Annotated in this window: 5 protein-coding genes; all 5 read right to left on the bottom strand. The window is 67.2% G+C overall.

Annotated features, from left to right (window positions below):
- Positions 1-21 precede the first annotated feature (21 nt).
- Genes N555_RS0119365 through N555_RS0119345 form a run of 5 tightly spaced genes read right to left on the bottom strand, consistent with a single transcriptional unit; the run spans position 22 to position 18719 of the window.
- A complete protein-coding gene (locus N555_RS0119365) occupies positions 22-2700 on the bottom strand; it encodes an AAA family ATPase (RefSeq protein WP_197029092.1) in 2679 nt (892 codons plus the stop codon).
- The gene (locus tag N555_RS0119360) at positions 2697-6659 is read right to left on the bottom strand and encodes an Eco57I restriction-modification methylase domain-containing protein (protein WP_029433145.1); all 3963 of its coding nucleotides are present in this window, start codon (positions 6657-6659) and stop codon (positions 2697-2699) included. The genes N555_RS0119365 and N555_RS0119360 overlap by 4 nt, the downstream gene beginning before the upstream one ends.
- The gene (locus N555_RS0119355) at positions 6656-10633 is read right to left on the bottom strand and encodes an Eco57I restriction-modification methylase domain-containing protein (RefSeq protein WP_029433144.1); all 3978 of its coding nucleotides are present in this window, start codon (positions 10631-10633) and stop codon (positions 6656-6658) included. The genes N555_RS0119360 and N555_RS0119355 overlap by 4 nt, the downstream gene beginning before the upstream one ends.
- Positions 10630-13500, bottom strand: a complete 2871-nt coding sequence (locus N555_RS0119350; protein WP_197029091.1) for a helicase-related protein — start codon at positions 13498-13500, stop codon at positions 10630-10632. Before N555_RS0119350 ends, N555_RS0119355 begins: the two co-directional genes overlap by 4 nt.
- A complete protein-coding gene (locus N555_RS0119345; RefSeq protein WP_029433142.1) occupies positions 13497-18719 on the bottom strand; it encodes a DEAD/DEAH box helicase in 5223 nt (1740 codons plus the stop codon). The genes N555_RS0119350 and N555_RS0119345 overlap by 4 nt, the downstream gene beginning before the upstream one ends.
- Positions 18720-18752: the final 33 nt, after the last annotated feature.

The following is an 18752-nucleotide window of genomic DNA, read 5'->3' as shown; positions in this document are numbered from 1 at the left end:
GGTGCTGCAGCGCTCCCCGGCTCAACCCTCGGCGCCCTCAGGCTGTGGCGCGGCGGCGAGGCCCAGCTCGGTTATCCACTTTGCGAACGGATACCAGCTCCCCAGCTGATCCTGGGCGTCGTAGTGATGCTCCTTCAGCATCGGCAGGAGCTCTCGTCGCCAGAGGCGGTCGAGCGCCGCGGGGTCCCCGGCGTTGGGTCGCATGAAGTACGACGGTCCGAAGGCCAGGGACGGGTCGAGTCCCCGCTCCACCATCCGCTTGTTAAGGCGGTCCAGGAGATCGGCGACGACCGTCGGCTGCTCCTTGGCCTCGCACCAGCGTCGGAGCACTCCGCTAAGTGCCGGCTCGGACGTGTCCATCGACAGGAAGACGAACCGCCGCCGCATCGCGGCGTCCAGCAGCGCGATGGAGCGGTCCGCCGTGTTCATCGTGCCGATGATGAACAGGTTGTCCGGGAGGCTGAAGCGTTCCCCGGCGCTGTACAGCAGCTCGATCTCCTGCTGGCGGTACTCGAGGAGGAAGTAGAGCTCCCCGAACACCTTCGCGATGTTCGCCCGGTTGATCTCGTCGATCACCAGGACGAATGGCTTGTTCGGCGCCTTGCTGGCCTCGTCGGCGATCCGCTTGAGCGGCCCAGGCTGCACGGTTAGAGCTGCTCCGGAGCCGTCGGTAGTGGCCACCGGGCGGAACCCCTCGACGAAGTCCTCATAAGAGTAGGTGGGGTGGAACTGCACCAGTGCGGACTGGCCCTCGACGACACCGCATGCCTCCAGCAGACGCTGGACCAAGAACGTCTTTCCGGTACCTGGGGGGCCTTCGAGCACGACCTGCTTGCGCTCGTTGAGGCTGATCAGCATCTCCGTCAGCCAACTGCCATCGGCGTGGTGCAGGGACTTCGCCAGCGCGTCGATGTCGCACTCGAGTACGGCCGGCGCAGGCGGCTGGTTCTCGGGTACCACGACCTCGGGATCGACTGGGAGGTCCGTGTCCTCGAGGTCGACTTCGCCCGTCAGCGCTTCATCCACTTCGGCCAACGCTTCAAGGGCGGCGTTGATCTCGGTGAGGTCGAGGACGTCTTCGCCCTTGAATCGCATTCGAGTGCGGACAGATCCGGGCAGGCCCTTGACGGACGGGGTCGAGTCGGCGCTCCACGCGACCGGGCGCGTGAGAAGCATCGAGCCGCCAATTTCTTGCAAGGCCGCAGGACTGTCCTCCAGGCGTCCCAGGCGGAGTTGCTCCCCGTCAACGGTCGCCACCAGGTCACCAGGCTGCATCCCCAGCACGAAGGCCAAGACGTCGCGCTTCTTGGCCTCGCGCTTAACCACCTGCCAGTCGGAGTACCGCTGGTCGACCAGGGTGCTCACCGCGTCCTGGGTGAGGGTTGCCGGCAGGTTGGTCAACCGTCCGACGGTGAGGGTCACCCGCCCCTGGCTGACCCAGGCCGGTACCCGGTTCTGCTGGTCGAGTTCGCCCCGGACGAGCCAGGCTCGGCCTCCCTCCACGTCCTGGCTCCACTGCTGGAGCAGGGGCGCGGTGTCGAATCGGACGGGCTTGCCGCCCTGCTCCGCCTGAAGCTCCAGCGTGATGGTCTTCAGGTCATGCTCGAGGTCACCACTAGGGGCGTCAAGGCGAGTGCCGAAGACGTCGACGACCTTTTCGCGGTCGGCCCGGCGCAGCAGAGTGGTGAACGATCCGGGATGCGTGAGCAGACACAGCAGCGAGGCGACCCGATCGTCGGCGGCTGGTACGCCGTTGACGAGATCGCGGAAGGCCCAGGGATCGGACCACGCCGCGTCACGGGACTCCTGGGGCTGTTGCCACCAGTGGGCCAAGATGCGAACGCACGAAGTCAGCATCGCCACGGGACTGGCGATCAAGGCCTTCCCGCCGTGGACGAACCCGTGTTCAAGGTCGGCGGACAGCTGGATGGGCAGGCCGGGCGGATCCTCGACGGGGATGAGCGGATTGCGGACCCGGCTTCGCTTGGTGCTGCCGATCATGTCGCTGAGCGGTCCGACCAGCAGAACGAGGGCTTCCGCAGCCAACGTCCGGGGCGCAAGCCCGTCCAATCCGGGGAGGGTGGCCGGCGTGGGCTGTGGCGCCGACTCGAGGTACTCCAACAGTCCCGTCGTGGTGGCCGGATTCCAGACGGACACGTCGGCTAGGAAGGCTGACGCACCGGTCCGCCATGCCTCGAGCACCGGCTCCACGGCTCGCAGCGCGTGCGCGGTCCCCGAACCCCCGTGGAGGACGTCAGCGGCGGCGGAGAGCTGCAATTCGGGCAGGGCCTCGCTGCGCGCCGCATCCCAGTCGTCGTATGCCTTGCCGGCTACGTCAAACAGCTCCAGGGGGTCCCGGTACCTCGTAAGCGCCGCGCGGCCTTCACGGGTCAGACGGAAGCCGCCATCCGACGTGGCGTGCAACCAGCCAGCGTGTTCGTAGGTGGTGGTCAGGTTCCACCCGAGGTTGGTCCACGCACGTACCGACCCGCTCTTGGTCACGGACGCGTCGTAGGCGTTGAGCGGCACCCGTTGCGCAGTTAGGTCCTGAAGCTCGGTGTACTTCAGCGGCTGGTCCTGCTCAGCCAAGACCTCCAGCGCGGCGCGCAGCCGCGTGCGGCAGCGCAGCACCCATCCGGAGTCCTGAACCGGTTGTCCAGACTCGAAAAGCACCGGCGGCTCAAGAGCTTCCGCTGTCACATTTGCTCCTTGTGGCGTGGGCCATGCCCGGGGGGCGGGTCGAGTGGGCTGACGAATGGCACCCCCGTGCGTGCCGCCTCCATCATGGCGTCGTACGCCGCGAGAACGAGGCGCTTGGTTCGGAATTCGCCGTGATCACGCAATTCGTACTTGCGCAAGACTAAGAATGAGTCCAAGACATGCTCCACGTCGACACGCTCAAGCTCGTAGACATGCAGGAGTGCCGCATCGAGCTCGGCCTGAATCTGTGCCCTACGGCCTGGAACCCACCGGAACGGAGCGGGCTGATCCTCTTCCGCAATATCCTCCGCGTACGGGTGAAGCAGGTGGGAAGTGTAGTTTAGTTCAAGAACTCGAGGGTGCACGAAGTCGCCGAGAGTCCGATCTGTCCAGGTTGGAAACCTGTCGAATTCGGCTGGCACCGGGCAGGCAAGCTGCTTTGTAACCATGTAAGTCATATTCGACCCGCTCAGCTTTTGCCGGCTCAAGTAATCGAACACGAAAGATGACCAAACCGCTTGTAGGTTCGGTGCGGCCTCGGGGTGGGCTAGCGTCGCAATATGGAATGCGTGATTCACTGCGGAGCGCGGCAGGATGGATGGAACGAAGGTTCGCTCGTTGCCGGCATTCGTGATATTTCTCCAACCGAGGAACCAGTCACGATCCCAGTTTGCCGGTTGGGCGTCTCTTACTTCGGTGGCCGCGACCCAGTAGCGTGCGAGCGGTTCGAGTCGGGGTTCATCTAGCTCGTCATCAGTGAGGGTAGGCAGCGACGTGCTTCCTGGTGCAACGCCGTCGTACGTCGCAAATCGGTGATTCCAGTGACTGAGCATCTTTGCTTCGTAGAGCGGGAGCCAGCGATCGTATCCATCGAGCCACGCCCACCCGTCGTAGACGGCACCCCCCTGCTCCAGCTCTTGGGCTGATATGAATTTGCCCGAGTCGTTGGCCATATGAAACAGCGTTCCAAAGCGAAGATTCCAGGGGTTGCCATGTGGGCTGGCGTCGCGCAGCAGGACGGGGTGCCTACGGTGGCATGCAAGGGCAATCTCGGCGTCGCGACGAGTCCTGAAAACCGGCAGGGTCCCCGAGTTGGGGTTCAGGAGGAGGATCTCTTCGGCCTCGAGAGTGAAGGTCGACGTTGGCACGTCAGCGGGATACTTCTGCGAGAAAGCTAGCCGCACCTCGGCGACGGGCTCCCCGCCGGTCATGGATGATGCAGCAAATCGAAAGCTCCGGTGCACTCCTTCGAAGAGTGGAGCGTTGTTCTCAAAGTCATAGAATGCGGCCAGGCGGGCCGACTTTAGCGTGTCGGCGAAGAACGCAGCGGTGCTTGCGTCGGTCGCAAGCCCGGTTGGGGTAATGATTCCCGAACGGCCGGTCGGTGCGATGGTGGAGCGGAAATGTTCAGCGAAGACGCTGTACGTGTTTACGTCCCCAACCCCGCAGAGGGGAAAGCGACCTGAAGTTCGAAGGAAGTGGCTGGCGGCTTCAGCCTGCCGCTTGGCATCGCTAAACTCGTTCAGCAGCTCGGGGTGCGACTGAGCCAGAGCGGCGATGGCTTTCTTGCGGGCGGCCGCATTCTTCGCGGCGGCGATGGTGACCTCTCGGGAAGCGAAGAACTCTTGTTCTTGGAGCTTGATGCGTTCCCACGGTGGGTTGCCCAAGACGGCTGAGAATCCGCCGGTCCAACCGGCAGTCGTGTTAGCGGGCTCGTCGCCGGGCACGCGGAAGATCTCAGGAAACTCCAGATGCCAGTGGAAAAGCCGGTACTGAACTGCCAGAGCGTCCACCGAGTCGAGGAGGTGCGCTGGCGCGGTGCCTCCGCTCAGCGCTTCTAGGGTGGCGTGGGTGATCGGCTGATCTTCGGCGGTCTTCCGGCTGAGGAAGGCTGCGCACCAGGCGTCGGCGGTGCGTCGGGCTCGGACGGCGGCGTCGGATGCCTGGGCGGTTGTGTAGCGCTGAGCGGCCCAGGCGATGTCGGCGAGGGTGTGCCCGGTCGTGGCACGCTCGGAGATCTCCTGGGCGGCGATCCGTAGTCCTTCATTGCCGACCGGGATGCCCGCTTCGGGGAGCAGTTGTAGTTGCCCGTCGCGGAGCTTCTTGTTGTGGTTCTTCCAGGCGGTGACGGTCTTCTTGTCGTCGTCGCCGAGGGCTGTGTAGGCGGTGTCGGGGATGCCGGCGTGAAGCAGGGCGGGGGTGGTGCCGAGGAGGGCGTTGCCGACCTTGATGTGGTGGTCGAGGAAGGACAGCGGTTGCCCGGGGGTCATGGCTTCCAGCCACAGGCTGACTTTGGCGAGATCGGCGGCCATGGGGTTGAGGTCGACGCCGTAGATGCACCGGGCGACGACGTCGTGCATGGCCTGCTGAAGGTCGGCGGGGCTGGGGTCGACCTCTTCGGTGCGGACCATGGCCAGCCGGTTGGCGATGCGCCGTGCTGCGGCGACCATGAAGTGGCCGCTGCCGATCGCCGGGTCGCACACGGTGACGGCGAGCAACGCCTGCTCGCGGTCGGGCTGCTTTTCCGCGTCGTCAAGAACCGGGTCCAGGGCCGTGTCGAGAACAAGGTCGACCAGGTCGCTGGGGGTGTAGTAGCTGCCGGTGGTCTTGCGGTCGTTGCCCGTGAGGGTCTCGAGGGTGAAGACCTGCCGGGTGGGGTCGTGCCGTGGGACCAGCTCGAGCAGGGACTCATAGATCGAGCCGAGTTCCTCGGCGCCGAGGTGGCGGAAGTCGACCAGCCGGCGCGGCTGGCCCTTGGGCTGAACCACTGACAGCGAGCGGATCACCGCGAGCAGGGGCTGGTTGCCCAGTCGGGCGCCGGCCAGCACGTCGGCGTGGGTGGTCGTGAACAGCCCGCCGAGGCCGGGCAGGCCGAGGCGGGGCTCGCCGCCCTGTCGACCGAGCGCGGTCACCACCAGGTCGACGGCCTGCCACAGATCGTCGTGGGCGCTGCCCTGCCGCCGGACGGCCAGCCGACGCAGCCGCCCGGAGGAGAAGTGCTGCGCGTAGCGGTCGCGTACGTCGCGGGGGACGTCCGGGCCTTGGAGGGCGTCGCGGTCCTCGGCGACGGCCCAGAACAGTAGCCGGTACACGGTGCGCAGCAGCGCGGCGTGCAGGTCCTCAAGCCGAATGGCTCCGTTGGCGAGGTCCTCGCGGAGCCGAACATTGGCCGGGTGCTGCAGGAAGCCGGTGCCCAGCGTCTCTAGGGCGTCCTGCACCCCGTCGCGCAGCAGATTCAGGGCGCGCACGCCCTGGCTGATTGCGGTGGCGCGCCAGCGCTCCAGCCAGCAGTCCGACAACACCCCGTCGGCCGGGACCTCGACCCGGGACTGGTGGGCCAGCAGGTAGAGCAGGGCGAACTCGGCGAACAGCTCGCCGTCGAACATCGCCTCCAGATCGAACTCGACGAAGGCCTGCCCCGTCAGGGTGGTCGAGTCCCGCAACAGGCGGAGAACTCTTCCGTTGGACACGAGTGCCCACAGGTAATCATCGGTCCGGTTGAGCAGCTCCTGCACCATTGCGTGCGGAGCCCGCTGCGCTGCTCCCGGCACACCCGGCGTGCGCTTGTCCAGCGGCACACCCCAGCCCAGCAGGTGGACTGGGGTGGCCCCCCACAGGTGGCTGACCGGGTACTGCTTGTCTCCGGCCGTCAACCCGCCGGTGCCGGTCCCCGGCACTCGGCCATAGCCCAGCTCGCTCAGCACGACCGTCAGCCACCGCTCGCGCGTCAACCCGACCGCCGGATCCCCCTCGGGTAGCCGAGCTAGGTCATCGCGGAACCGGCGGTACACACCCAGCAAGTGCGTCCACACCCGGGCCGAGGCCTCCCGCGGGTTCTCCCCAGCCAGGTGATAGTCGGTGGAGCGCAGCCCATCCAGGCTCCCGGCCAACACCGCCGACAACACATCCGACGGAAGCAGACCTCCGCCCACACGGACGGAGATGAATGAACCGGTCATGCGGCAGTCCGCTCGTTGTGTCGTGGCCCGTGGCCGGGCAGCGGGTCGAGCGGACTAACGAACGGCACGCCGGTCCGGGCAGCCTCGGACATGGCGTCGTAGGCCTCCAGTACCAGGCGCTTGGTGCGGAACTCGCCGTGGTCGCGCTCCTCGTATTTCCGGACCACGAAGAATGAGTCCACTACGTGCTCGGCATCGTCGCGATCAAGTCCGTAAAGGTGGAGCATGGCGGCATCGATCTCACTGCGCAGCTGTTCGCGGCGTTCCAAGGTCCATTGAAATGGAACTCCAGGATCGTGTCCGAGCAGATCCCTAGCGAGGGGCTGCATTCTGAACGAGGTGTAGTTAAGTTCGAGAGACCGCGTCAGCAGAAATGTGTTCAACGCTTCATCGGACCAATTTGGTTGTCGCTCAAAATCCTCCGGACGAGGGCATGGTAGCTGCTTCACGATAAAATAGGGCATGTCCGCGCCGCTTTGTTTTTGTCTAGCAATGTAGTCGAAAATCAGAGACGACCATGTCGCCTGAAGAAGCAGTGCATTCCGCGGGGAGCTCGGAAGGGCGATCGGGAACTTGCCGCTTAGTGCCGTTCGCGGAGCAATGGACGGCACGAATGTTCGCATGTCGCTCGCTCGCGCGATGGATCGCCAGCCGAGGAACCACTCCGTGTTCCAATCCTGCCCGGTGGCGTCGTTCACTGTCTTTTCGGCGACCCAGTAGCGAGCCAAAGGTTCTACCTCCGGGTCGTTTAGTTGGTCGATCTCGATCCGCGGCAGGGTGCCCTTGTTCAGCTGAGCCTGAGTTGCGTCGGCGTATGTCGCGTATCGGTGATTCCAGTGACTGAGCATCTTGGCTTCATACAGGGGTAGCCATTGCTGGGCGCCGGCCGTCCAAGCCCAACCGTCGAAAGAGGCGCCTCGCGTAGCCAGGTCATCGCCAGAGAGGAAGCTTCCTGAATCATTCGCCATGTGGAACATTGCATTGAACCGAATGCCCCAGGGGTTTCCTTCTGTCGCCTTATCGCGGTACAGGATCTCGTGGCGCTGGTAGCAGGAGAGAGTGATCTCGGCATCACGACGAGTCCGAAATACGGGCAATGTTCCTGTATTCGGGTTCAGTAGAAGAATCTCGTCACTTGATAGGTTGAAGCGTCGAGTGGGGACGTCCGCGATGTGCCGCGTGTAGAATGCAAGACGCACGTTTTGCGCAACTTCGCCGCCAGTGATAGAGGTTATGGCAAAGCGAAACTGGTTATGCACTCCGGCGAATATCTTGGCTTCGTTCTCAAAGTCATAGAAGGCCGCGAGTCGACCGCTCTGAAGTGTGTCCGCAAAAAATGCAGACGTCGTTGCGTCGGTGGCCAGGCCGGTTGGCGTGACAATGCCAGCTCGACCGGCCGGTCCGATAGATGCTCGAAAATGCTCCGCAAAGACGCTGTAGGTGTTGATGTCTCCGACGCCACAGAGAGGGTAGCGTTCGCTCGATCGAATGAAGTGGATTTCCGCATCCGAGATTCGCTTTGTCTCGTTGAACTCACGAAGCAGGCCCGGCTGAGACTCTGCTAGCGCGGCGATGGCCCGCTTGCGAGCGGCGGCGTTCTTGGCATCCGCGATACTGGGTTCGCGCGACGCGAAAAACTCTTGCTCCTGGAGCTTGAGGCGTTCCCATGGTGGGTTGCCGAGGACGGCCGAGAATCCGCCGGTCCAGCCAGTGGGCGTATTGGCAGGTTCGTCGCCGGGTACGCGGAAGATCTCGGGGAACTCGATGTGCCAATGGAAGAGTCGGTGTTGTGCGGCGACCGCGTCGATCGTGTTGATGACGTGTGGGGGCGCGGTACCACCGCTGAGCCCTTCCAGGGTGGCATGGGTGATCGGTTCATCGTCGGTGGTTTTACGGCCTAAGAACGCCGCGCACCAAGCGTCGGCGGTGCGCCGCGCTCGGATGGCCGCTTCGGAGGACTGACCGGCCGTGTAGCGCTGGGCGGCCCAGGCGATGTCGGCGAGTGTGTGCCCGGTCGTAGCCCGTTCGGCGATCTCTTCGGCGGCAATTCGGAGGCCCTCGTTGCCGACCGGGATGCCCGCATCGGACAGCAGCTGCAATTGTCCGTCGCGGAGCTTCTTGTTGTGGTTCTTCCAAGTGGTGACGATCTTCTTGTCGTCGTCGCTGAGGGCGACGTAGGCGGAGTCGGGGATACCGTCGGCGAGAAGTTTGGGAGTCGTGCCCAATAGTGCATTGCCAACCTTGATGTGGTGGTCAAGGAACGACAGCGGCTGGCCCGGTGCCATGGCTTCCAGCCAGAGGCTGACCTTGGCGAGGTCGGCGGCCATGGGGTTGAGGTCGACGCCGTAGATGCAGCGAGCGACCACGTCGTGCATGGCCTGCTGGGCGTCACCGGGGGTGGGGTCCACCTCGCCGGTTCGGACCATGGCCAGCCGGTTGGCGATACGGCGGGCGGCGGCGACCATGAAGTGGCCGCTGCCGATGGCCGGGTCGCAGACAGTCACGGCCAGTAACGCCTGCTCCGGGTCGGTTTGCTTCTCCGCGTCATCGAGGACCGGGTCCAGGGCGGTGTCGAGAACGAGGTCGACCAGGTCGCTGGGGGTGTAGTAGCTGCCGGTGGTCTTGCGGTCATTGCCGGCGAGGGTCTCCAGGGTGAAGACCTGCCGAACAGGGTCATGGCGAGGAATCAGCTCGAGCAGGGACTCATAGATCGAGCCGAGCTCCTCGGCGCCGAGGTGGCGGAAGTCGACCAGCCGGCGTGGCTGGCCCTTGGGCTGCACCACCGATAGGGAGCGGATGACCGCCAGCAGCGGCTGGTTGCCGAGCCTCGCGCCGGCCAGGACGTCAGCCTGGGTGGTGGTGAAGAGGCCACCGAGCCCCGGAAGCCCGAGACGGGGTTCGCCGTCCGGCTGGCCAAGGGCCGTGAGTACCAGGTTGACGGACTGCCACAGGTCGTCATGGGCGCTGCCCTGCCGGCGGACAGCCAGCCGACGCAGGCGGGCGGAGGAGAAATGCTGGGCGTAGCGGTCGCGCGCCTCGCGGGGGGCGTCCGGGGCGTGGAGGGCGTCGCGATCTTCGGCGACGGCCCAGAACAGCAGCCGGTAGACGGTGCGCAGGAGCGCGGCGTGCAGGTCCTCCAGCCGGATGGCTCCGCTGGCGAGGTCTTCGCGCAGTGCGGCGTTGGCGGGGTGCTGCAGGAAGCCAGTGCCCAGCGTCTCCAGGGCGTCCTGCACCCCGTCGCGCAGCAGGTTCAGGGCGCGCACGCCCTGGCTGATCGCCGTCGTCCGCCAGCGCTCCAGCCAGCAATCGGCGAGCACCCCGTCGGCCGGCAGCTCGACCCGGGACTGGTGGGCCAGCAGGTAGAGCAGGGCGAACTCGGCGAACAGCTCACCGTCGAACATCGCCTCCAGGTCGAACTCGACGTAGGCCTGCCCGGTGAGGGTGGTCGAGTCTCGCAGCAGTCGGAGGACCCGCCCGTTGGACACGATCGCCCACAGGTAGTCATCGGTGCGGTTGAGCAGCTCCTGCACCATCGCGTGTGGGGCCCGCTGCGCCGCACCCGGCACACCCGGCGTGCGCTTGTCCAGCGGCACACCCCAGCCCAGGAGGTGAATGGGGGTCGCGCCCCACCGGTGGCTAACGGGGTATTGCCTGTCTCCTGCGGTCAGCCCGCCGGAGCCGGTGACGGGCACCCGTCCGTAGCCCAGCTCGCTGAGCACCACCGTCAGCCAGCGCTCGCGGGTCAACCCGACCGCCGGATCGCCCTCGGGCAGCCGAGCAAGGTCGTCACGGAACCGGCGATAGGCGCCCAGCAGGTGCGTCCACACCCGTGCGGAGGCTTCCCGCGGGTTCTCCCCGGCCAGGTGATAGTCGGTGGAGCGCAGCCCTTCGAGGTTGCCGCCCAGCACCGCGGACAGCACGTCAGACGGAAGGAGACCTCCGCCCACGCGCACGGAGATGAACGAGCCAGTCACGCGTTGCTCCCAACAGCCGGCAGGAGCACCTGCAGGCTCAGGACGTCGACGGGGCGTTGGGCGGTCACCGACAGCCCGCGGCGCACGGCGCCGGCTCCGAGGCGGGCCCGGCGGTGGGCGCCGAGCAGCCGGTCGGCGTGCTCGTCGGCGACCTGCTCCAGGTACGGGGTCAATTCGGGCAGCCCATCGAGCACTCGCTCCGCGGCGAGTCGCGCGGCATCGGCGGGGACGTTGCCGGACGGGTTTGCGCTGAGGAGCACCTCGGCTCGCTCGTCGGTGAGCCATACCGCGTTTCCTGGCGCCCCTTCGAAAGCGAGGACGCGGGCGTCCTCGGCGACCTGCGAATGCACGCCGTCCGGGGTCGGCAGCGCGAGCTGGAAGCGGAAGCGAACGAGCAGCAAGGTCGTGCGGGTCTGCACCGCATTGCTGCGCATGACGCCGGCTCGCCGGGCCGGGCGGTCGCGCTCGGGCACCGCGCGGTCGAGCGCGCTCTCCAAGACGTAACGACCGATGGCTTGCACCGTGGGGTCGGTACGGGCGATCACCGCCTCCCCGCGACCAGCGGGCGGCTCGGCGCGGAACAGCAGGGGGTCATGCACCCCGACGGGCAGGCTGTGCCGCAGCCCGAGTGGCAGAGTGCCGAGGACCGCAGTGAAGCCGTCGTCGACCTGAGTAACCGTGGAGCCAAGGGCCCGCAAGGTGTGGACCAGGAACTGCTCGAGGTCCCCGTGGGCGCCCAGTGCCTCACGGATCTCGGTGACCTCCGTGACGACCTCGTCCGGCTTGATCGTGTGTTGCGCGAACCGGGTGCGGGACGCCTTCTCCTTCTCGGCGGCGGACTGCCAGGCGGCGTCGAAGTCGATGGTGCGCTGATCCAAGTCGAGGTCGATCGTCAGCTGCTCGGCGTGGCGGTTGCGCAGGAGCAGTCCCTCGGCCAGCGCATCGATCAGACCGTCGCCGTTGCCGGGCACGGGAACGGCGACACCGGTGGCCTTGGCGATCGCGCGGTGCTTGCGGATGAGCACCTCGAGGACGATCTCGTCGATGCCGTTGTCCTCGCCGTAGAGCGTCAGCGCGCGAACGACGTCCTTGCGCTGGCCGAAGCGGTCGACGCGGCCTTCGCGCTGCTCGTGGCGAGTCGGATTCCAGGCGAGGTCGTAGTGGAGGACGGCGGAGAAGGCCTCCTGCAGGTTGACGCCCTCGGAGAGGCAGTCGGTCGCCACCAGGACGTGTCGGCCCGGCCGGTCAACCAGTTCTTGCACTCGGCGCGCCCGCTCCGCGGGCGGCAGCAGGCCGGTGACGACGCCGACGTTGACGTCGGCGCCGCGCTTGCCGCTCAGGGCGGTGGCGAGGTGCTCGCCGATGTACTCGGCGGTGTGGATGAACCGGCAGAAGACGATCGGCGCGAAGCCGTCGGCGAGCAGCTGCTTGACCTGGCCGATGACCAGGGCCAGTTTGCGATCCTGGTCGGTGCCCTCGAGCTCCGCGGCTCTACGCGCGAAGGCGGACAAACGCCGGCGCTCCGCTTCACCGCTCGTGGCCTCGAGCTCCTCCGGCTGGTGCACGAGCGCGCCGGGTGTCATGTCCAGCCCTTCCAGCGTCTCGTCGTCCGCGCTGTCGAGCACGCCCGCGCGCCCGAGGGCATCGACCTCCGCCGCGTTCGTGACATCCGCGTTCGATGCGCGCGTGCCCAGCGTGGCGACGGCCGCGCGCGGGCTTGATGCCATGGCACGCAGGAGCGCCAGCGCCGACCACCACCGGACGCGGCTACGCGCACCCGAGACGCTGTCGCGGACCTGCTCGCGCGCGTAGGCCAGAACGTCCTCGAAGAGGTCCTTGTATGCGGGGCTCAGCGTGTAAGGGACGTCCCTCGTCTCCCTGTCTCGGGGAAAGGGTGTGTCCTCGTCCAGGTAGTGGCGGATGTCGGCACGCCGACGCTGCACGAAGTGGCGGGCCAGCATCGTCCGCCCGGCCGCGCTGCCGAGGTCAACCGCGGCCAGGTCCGGGTGGCAGAGGCCGACCAGGTTGGCGAACGCGGTCTCGTCGCCGGAGTGCGGCGTCGCGGTGGTGAGGATGAGGTGGCGGCTCTCGTCGGCGGCCAGCGACTTGAGCAGCTCGTACCGCTGGTGGCGGGACTGCTGGCCGGCGGCGCTGCCCGCGACGGAGTTGTGCGCCTCGTCCACGATCACCAACTCAGGGCACCGGAGCACGAACTCGTGACGGCGCCGGTCGGACTTGATGAAGTCGGTCGAGACGATGACGTGCGGATAGCGGTCGAACAGCGACTCGTTGAGCATGAGCCCGCGTTCCAGGGTCTTGACCGTGCTGGTCAGGACCAAGGCGGCATCGATTCCGAACTTTTCCCGCAGTTCGCGCTGCCACTGCTCTGCCAAGGCCGGCGAGCACAGCACCGCCATGCGCTTGACGGTGCCCTGGGCGAGAAGCTCGGCGGCGATCAGGCCGGCCTCGATGGTCTTCCCGATGCCCACGTCGTCGGCAATTACCAGCCGGACCGTGTCCTGACGCAGAGCCATCATCAAGGGCACGTACTGGTAATTCCGCGGACTGACGCTGATCCCGGCCAACGATCGGAAGGGCCCGGCTGAGGACTGGAAGCCGACTCGCAGCGCCGTGCGGAGCAGCTCGGTAGAGGCGGCGTCGCCCAGGTCGTCGGCTGCGGGGACGGGGAAGGTCGCCGGCTCCACCCCTTCGTCGGGGAACACGCCGACGACGTCGTCCGGCCCACCGCCGAGTGGCTGGAGGAGCAGGAAGTCGGGGGTCGTGTCGGGGAGCACCACCCACTCACGTCCGCGGGCGCGAACGAGCCCCCCGACGGCGAAATCGGCGGTTTTCTCGGTGATGCTCAACGTGCAGTCCTTCCAGGTCCGAAGATCCATGAGTGGCGGCCGACGAGTGCCGCCCAGTCCTCGCTGTGATGCACGCGGACCACTGACCAGCCGAGGTCCTCGAGCCGCTCAGCCGCCTGCGCATCGCGCAGTCGCTGCACCGCGTCGTCGTGGTGAGGACCATCGACGAACACGGCGACCGGGTTGCCGTGCAGGTTGTAGACGAGGTCGGGCCGGGCATTGGCGGCGCTGACCGTTTGCTGGGCGTCGTCCGGCAGGCGGTGGCCGTTCTCCTGCAGCCAATCGACGAACCGGCGCTCCAGGCCGGAGTCCGACAGAGCGTTGAGCCAATCCTGTTGCTCGGCTCGGTCGCGCTCCCCAGCGCCGGTTGTGACCTCGGCCCTCAGCAACTCGCGCAGCAGCGGGACGATCTCGTGCCGGTCAATGGAACTGTGGTCGTACTGGTTGCCGTAAGAGAGCAGGCAGTCATAACAGCCCTTCTCACACCGCTCCCGCGCGCCCGGCGCCTGACCGAGATCGGCTCCGCTGTCGGGGTCGTAGTGGATGAGCTCGAGCGCCTTACGTGCGACGTCCGCCAGCTTTCGTGGTTCTTCGAGCAGGCGGCTCAACACGCCGGCGCCACCTTCGGCGGACTCGTTGAGCAGCATCCGTCCGCGTTCTGCAGCATCAGGGAGCTCAACGCTGTCCAACTCCGAGTCCTCCAGCTGGAACGTGGCCTCGGCGGCACGCTCGAGGGCGGCGCGCAGGGTCACGGTGACGGTCTCCGAGGCAGGTTCGGACAGCCGGATGACCAGGACGTTGCGCCGGTCCTCGACGTAGGGCGTGACTTTCTCCTTCGCAGCGACGTCCTCTGCCGCGTCGAGGCTCTCGGTGTCGACCGTCTTGTCTGCTGCCTTGGTCTCCGAGAGCCATCGGCCCTCCCGCAGATCGAGCCAGAAGCCGCGATCGCTCGGGTTCTTCCGGCGACGGCGACCGACGCTCGCGATGCGCATCACGGCAGCGTCGGCGTGCACGAGCTCGAGCACGGGCTGGCCTTCAACGACGGCCTCGGCGTTGGTGTAGCCGGGACGTCCACCGCGGTCGGGGAAGCGGAAGGAGACCTCCAGATCGAACCCGGACCGGCGGCGTTCCTCCTCGTCGCTGCTGATGCGCTCGCGCCGCCGGGTGAACACGGTCTGCAGACGCAGCAGGCCGTACTGGGAGACGCCTAGCTGGGCGCCGCAGTGCTCGCACGTGTCGGTGCCGACGACGACCGGGTGGTGGTAGCCGCAGTGTTCGCACCGCTTGGCGGTCTCGGTGACCGCCCCACTGCTGTTGGTCTCGCCCGGGTCGCGGGGGAGCTGGATGCGAGTGACCTCGTACCGAGCCCCTTCGTGGTAGATGAGCGCGCCGGGCCCGAACTCGCTAATAGCCAGGAAACGAGGGCGCTGGATGAAGTCGCCGTCGACCTTCACCCCACGCCGTGCCGGGATGTAGGCGGCCAGCGGCAGCCGGGGGAACGAGTAGCCGGGCAGGAAGCCTTCGCTGGCCAGATAGCGGTACGAATAGAAGTCGGTGGCGCCGACTTCCCGGTCCTCGTTACGCAGCAGGATGAGCTGGTTGCGCGCATCCGCCCGACGGCGCTCGGCCTGCTGCCGGTCCCGCCGGCTCGATCTCACGTTGATCGCGAGCTTGTGCTGCTCGTGGTACTCGGTCAGGGCGGCGAGGAAGAGCTGACGCCAGCGGTCGAACGACTCGTCCAGCAACCGGGCGGCGTGCTTCACCTGGTCGTGCACCCAGGTGTCGCTCCACCACGGGGGCTCCCCGCCGGTGGCTTGCCAGGTCCGACGCAGGTCAGCCATCACTCGCTGGGCAGTGCGCTCCGCGCGCAGGGTGACTTCGGCGTCGGACAGCGCCTGCCACAGGTTCGGCAGCAACCGCAGGGTTGGTGTGTCGCCATCCGCCTCGAGCAGATCAGTGATGGACGAGTGCATCGACTGATCGGTCTCTGCCAGCCAGATGGCGTGCACGTGCGAGCGGATGAGGTCCTCGTTGGTGAGGTCCAATCGCGGCGCCACGACCGAGCCGGCCACCATGTCGCGGGACCGGCGGAACCAGTAGCTGTCGTGCGCGTTGCCGGTGGAGCAGTAGGTGAGGACGAGCGCGGGCTGCCCGCTGCGACCCGCCCGCCCAGACCGCTGGGCGTAGTTCGCCGGGGTGGGCGGCACGTTGCGCAGAGCGACGGCGTTCAGGCTGGAGATGTCGACGCCGAGTTCCATGGTGGGGGAGCAGTACAGGAGGGGCAGGTCTCCCTTGCGGAACGAGTCCTCCCGGTCCAACCGCATCTGCTGCGGGACCTGAGCGGTGTGCTCGCTGGCGTGCATGCCGCCGAAGCCAGCAGCCAGGTCCTTGTAGAGATCCTGGAAGAACGGGTTGACCCGTGCCGTCGCCTCGCCCTTGAACTTCCGCCGGAGGGGGTCGGGTGCGCCCTCCTTTCCGTCTCCTGCCAGCCAGCGAAGTGCGGCTGCGCGCAGCCTGTACTCTGCCCCTTCCGGACCGTCTGACCGGGCCAGCAGGCCTGCCTCGGTCAGGACGTTGAGCAGGTCGACGATCACCTTGCTCGCGTCATCGGTCTTGACCACGCCGGGGAGCCCGGCTGCGTCCGTCCGGAGGTAGCGACCGAACGCGCCGCGTCCGGTCAGTGCAAGCCGGCCGCGCGGCCCGCCGGGCTTGGACGGGCGGGGAGCGGCGTGCCCGACCTCGACCAACCGCTCGTCCTCCGACATGGCCCACGGCTCGATGAGCTGCTGGCGGGACTCCTTCCGCAGCCGCTCGAACCCCTCCTCCGCGAGGCAGTCGACGTCGATGGCGCGGACGCGCCGCAGCTCGTCGAGGAGGATCCGGCCTAGCTCCTCGCGATGCGCCGCGGAGATCTGGTTGAGCAGGTACGTGCCGGCCCAGGACTCGTCGTCAGCCGCCAGCTCTTTCAGGTCGCGGTAGTCGACCCGCAGGAGACCGGTCTGCTCGAGGTTCGGCATCGTGACCCGCCAACCCCGCTGCAGGTCGACGTACAGCTGGTACTCGACGACTGCACGCAGCGCTCGTTCGGCGGCGGCCTTGGCGCTGAACTTCGCCTGCGGGTTGGCGGAGAAGTCCACCGTCTGCAGGCCGAGCGCCTCGGTGACCGCGCCGGCGATCGTGTCGTGAGCCAGCCCCTCGGGCCCAGCTTTCTCCAGGGCAGCATGGAGTGCTGCGCGCAGTTGGCTGACCTGAACGAAGTCGTTGAAGTGGCCGGCCTGGAGACTGGCGTCCTGCCGGTTGTCCACGAATGTCAGCAGCTTGCGTGCGTCCGAATCGAGGTCCTCGAGGGGCACCGAGCGAAGATGCCGGACGATGGATGCGCTGAGCAGCGTGACCGCGCTGGATCGCCCCTCGGAATCCAGCGTGGCGAGCTTGCCGAAGTCCTGTCCGCGGACCTGCTCGTAGGACACCCCGCAGCGCATGCAGAAGGCGAACGGCGTGGACACGAACCACGCGGGGAGGCCGAGACCGCTGTTGTCCAGAGAGCCGTCGGGCCGCACGGAGACCTTCTCGGGAAGGTACTTCCGCTTGCTGTCGAGGATTTCGACCCGGTCTGTGTCCGCGTCGGTGACCAACCACGACTCGGGCACCCGACCGCTCGCGAGGGGATCGTTGGGCCAGGGCAGGTCGGACGAGACGTACAGGTAGCCGGTGATGCTGTCGCCGCCGCTGGCGTCGACGTCCCGGCGGGAGACCAGGGCGCTGCCGTTGCCCTGCTTCACCTTGGCGACCACCAGGTACTCCTGGCCGCACTCGCGGCAGAACCCGAGCGGCAGCAGCGCTTTCTCCGGCTCGCCGGGGACGCTGACCTGGTACGAGCCGGTGATGTGGCGAGCATCCTCGGGCTCGAGGGAGACGTAGACGGTGTCGCCCTTGGAGAGGAACTGGTGGAGCCGGAAGGCGAAGACCGGCCGGTCGATGACCGGCTGTCGAACGCGCGATCCCTCTTCCAGGACTCGCCGCAGCGCCGTCCGGCAAGCCTCCTCAGCGTGTCCGGTCAGCGCCGCCAGGGCGCTGGCAGCCTCGGGGAGGGTGGTGGGGGCTCGGCGGACCAGTCGACCCGTGCCTGGCTCGTGGTCGAGACCGAAGGTCGTCTCGATCCAGCCGGCCAGTGGGTCGTCGATGAAGTCGGCGTGGTCGCGCGTCTGCTCGGAGCCTTGCGAGGCGACAACGGCCGCGTGGAGTCGCTCTGCCGTCGGGGCGGTGGCGGTGGTGGCGCGGGTGAGGGTCTCGCCGATGACCCGCTCCGGCGTGACCTCGGAGCCGAACAGCCGCGTCGCGACGTCGGCGACGATCGCGTTGCGCTCGGCCGTCGTCCCGGCGCTGGCCATGGTGGCGCTGGTTCCGACGATCTGGAGGTCATCAGCTGCGCACTGGTCGCGGAGGCGACGGATCAGCATGGCGACGTCCGCGCCCTGACGGCCGCGGTACGTATGCAGCTCGTCGAGCGCCAGGAAACGAAGGCCCTGCGCCGCCCGGACGAGGTGCTTGCGCTCGTCGGGCCGGGTGAGGACCAGCTCCAGCATCACGTAGTTGGTGAGCAGGATGTCCGGCGGCTCCGCGAGGATGCGACGCCGCTCGTCCGGGCTCTCCTGGCCCGTGTACCGAGCGAAGGTGACCGGCTCGCCGCCCTCGGGGTAGCCGAACCGCAGGAACTTCTCCAGCTCGCCGACCTGGGAGTTGGCGAGGGCGTTCATCGGGTAGACGACGATCGCCTTGACGCCGGGCTGGCGTCGTCCGCCGTTGGCGTCGCGGTCGCGCAGGACGGCGTTAACGATCGGGATGATGTAGGCCAGCGACTTGCCCGACCCCGTGCCCGTCGTCAGGACGTAGCTCTTGCCGGACCGGGCGACTTCGACGGCTTCGCGCTGGTGACGATGCAGCACGATCGGGTCGCGACCGGCATCTGTCATGTCGGACTTGCGGCGGAAGATCCGCTCACACTCTGGGTGCAGGAGCCCTTCGCCGACGAGCTCAGGCACGGAGCCCCCGGACGCGAAGGAGGGATTCAGGCTCAGCCAGGGGTCGGGCCACTGGACGCCCTCGGCGAACTGTTCATCCACGAAAGCGGAGATCCGCTCGTCGCGGACCCGAACGAATCCGGACGTGAAGTCGCGGTAGTCGGCAATGACCTGCTCGTGGATCTTGAAGACGTCCAAAACTACCCATCCCCGTATCGGTTCCCCGTCGAA

Origin of the sequence: Blastococcus sp. URHD0036 (genome assembly GCF_000701365.1) — a bacterium.
GTDB lineage: Bacteria > Actinomycetota > Actinomycetes > Mycobacteriales > Geodermatophilaceae > Trujillonella.
The sequence above is the reverse complement of the archived record's forward strand: the minus strand, read 5'-3'. Positions and strand labels throughout refer to the sequence as shown.